General features: G+C 59.8%; 4 protein-coding genes. All 4 read right to left on the bottom strand.

Features of this window, described 5'->3' with window-relative positions:
- Positions 1–207 precede the first annotated feature (207 nt).
- Entirely contained in the window at positions 208–384 is a 177-nt protein-coding gene (locus JN414_RS16240; RefSeq protein WP_156471966.1) for a hypothetical protein, read from the bottom strand.
- A gap of 152 nt (positions 385–536) precedes the next feature.
- Complete coding sequence (locus tag JN414_RS17185; protein ID WP_255494207.1) at positions 537–662, bottom strand: hypothetical protein; 126 nt, start codon at positions 660–662, stop codon at positions 537–539.
- Positions 655–933 carry a hypothetical protein gene (locus JN414_RS16245; protein ID WP_010505526.1) on the bottom strand — a complete coding sequence of 93 codons (279 nt, stop codon included), beginning with the start codon at positions 931–933 and terminating at the stop codon, positions 655–657. Before JN414_RS16245 ends, JN414_RS17185 begins: the two co-directional genes overlap by 8 nt.
- A 28-nt stretch (positions 934–961) precedes the next feature.
- Positions 962–1,456 carry a single-stranded DNA-binding protein gene (ssb, locus tag JN414_RS16250; protein ID WP_202208853.1) on the bottom strand — a complete coding sequence of 165 codons (495 nt, stop codon included), beginning with the start codon at positions 1,454–1,456 and terminating at the stop codon, positions 962–964.
- Positions 1,457–1,967 lie beyond the last annotated feature (511 nt).

Here is a 1,967-nt window from a genome sequence, read left to right on the forward strand (position 1 = left end):
TCACGAACCGATCACCCACACCAGGACCGTCCGTCATCGGAAAAGAATGCGGGTGAACCGTTACCCGGAAGGGCCGAGACGCAGGGGCCAGACGCCCGATCAAGGGCGGCTGGACCCTGTGGCTCGGTGGAGCTTGGCGACGCAGGAGCCTAGCGGAATAGGGTGAACGAACCCGTCAGGGCCGCCCCGATCCTTCTTTTGCTTTTTCTACTGACGGCCCTGATTTCTGCCTGAAGAGTCCCGCGTGAGGAAGAACGCGGCAAACCCGACGGCAAGCACGAGCAGACCTCCCCTGATGGGATGCAGAAAGCCCTGCCAGATCAGAAGAAGAATGGCGAGCTGGATACTCAGCGCACCGATGCGGATGACTGTTTGTCGTGACATGGGGCGAGTCTAGTCTTTTTCTCTGTCCTGGCGCAGCCCCCCTGTGGGGGGCGAGCACTGGGGGCAAGACACTTCGCGCCGACGAGGCGCGCCCGCCTGACTGAACCGGACGAGCGGACAAAAAAAAGCGGCCCGGAGGCCGCCTGTCGGTGTCAATGATGGGACGTTCGCAGCTTTGCCAGCCGGGACGCGATGGGTCCGATCGCAAGCCCCAGACCGATGGTGAAAGCAGCGGCAGGAAGAAGAATAAACAGGATACTCTGGGTTACGTTATCCATTGGTTTTCGCCTCCGTCTTGTCCTCAGGATAGGGGATATACGCCAGAAAAGTCAAAGAAATTGCCTCAAGCGCGGCTCCCAGAAAAAAGCAGGTGACGGCACGCATGGGGGTCAACGGTCCTGTCCCGGAGATGAGCGGGGTCACGATGCCGAGCCCCCACGCGCTGAGGGCGAATGTCTGAAGGACGCTGGCAATCGCCTTGTAGCGGTCTTCCTTGTGTTTGGAGCGCTGCGGCGGGGGCAGCAGCGCCATGAGGCGGTCTTTGTTCATCTGGCACTATGCCCCTTCTCCCCGGCACTCAAAATGGGATTTCGTCATCGAGGTCGTTCCCGCCCGGTGCGTCCCAGCCCGCATTGCGGTTTCCGTTGCCAGACGATCCCCCGGACCGGCCGCCATTGCTTCCACCAGCAAAGCCGCCCTCGCCTTCATCGCTGTTGCCCCGGTTGCTGTCGATCAGCACCAGATCACCCCGGAAACGGTCAATAACAACCTCTGTGGTGTAGTGCTCCTGACCGTCCTGACCGGTCCATTTGCGGGTGCGGAGTTCGCCTTCGAGATAGACCTTGCGGCCTTTACGGAGGAACCGATCTGCGACGTCCCCCAGACGCTCATTGAAGATGACGACCCGGTGCCATTCGGTGCGCTCACGGCGTTCGCCGCTCTGGCGGTCGTTCCATGTGTCAGACGTTGCCAGAGGAAAGCTCACAACCTTGGACCCGGACTGCGTATTGCGGACTTCCGGGTCTTTACCAAGGTTGCCAACGAGAATGACTTTGTTAACGGAACCAGCCATGAGAGCCTCCAAGAATTAGGGAACGTATCGACTGGACTTGTTCGGCGTTATTGCCTCTGTCCATGAATAGATAATAGGTTTTTACTTGGTGGCAGTCAACAAAAAACGGCAGAAAACCGCCATTTCCGAAGAAATAAAACTGAATGTAAAGGCGTTTTATTTGTTGATTACTGAAAGGGTATTTGATGTTTTCCTAGACCCATCCTGCCCGTGCGGCGAGCACACTGACGGCGACGAGAGTGGAACGACGGTGGCGTTTTCCTGAGCCCATCCTGCCACTGGCCAAGACGGGCGACGGGACAGGCCGTCAAGCCCGGAGCGTCCTGAGCAAGGGGGGCAGGTTTGCGGCTGATGCGGGGTCGCGTGCGGCCCTGCAGCAGACGCGGGCCTGACACCTGCCGCCGAGGGATGTGCAGTGGCTTTACGGACTGGCACGGCGACTGTCAGACTGAACGCTGGATGCGAGGCCGCCGTCGTGGAACGTGCCTCCCCGGACGGTCCGCAGGACTGG

Origin of the sequence: Gluconobacter sp. Gdi (assembly GCF_014132155.1) — a bacterium.
Lineage (GTDB): Bacteria > Pseudomonadota > Alphaproteobacteria > Acetobacterales > Acetobacteraceae > Gluconobacter.

Excerpts from the sequence above, each read along its gene's own strand:
- JN414_RS16245 (WP_010505526.1), bottom strand. The coding sequence starts at position 933 with ATGAACAAAGACCGCCTCATGGCGCTGCTGCCCCCGCCGCAGCGCTCC.
- JN414_RS17185 (WP_255494207.1), bottom strand. The coding sequence starts at position 662 with ATGGATAACGTAACCCAGAGTATCCTGTTTATTCTTCTTCCTGCCGCT.
- ssb (WP_202208853.1), bottom strand. The coding sequence starts at position 1,456 with ATGGCTGGTTCCGTTAACAAAGTCATTCTCGTTGGCAACCTTGGTAAA.
- JN414_RS16240 (WP_156471966.1), bottom strand. The coding sequence starts at position 384 with ATGTCACGACAAACAGTCATCCGCATCGGTGCGCTGAGTATCCAGCTC.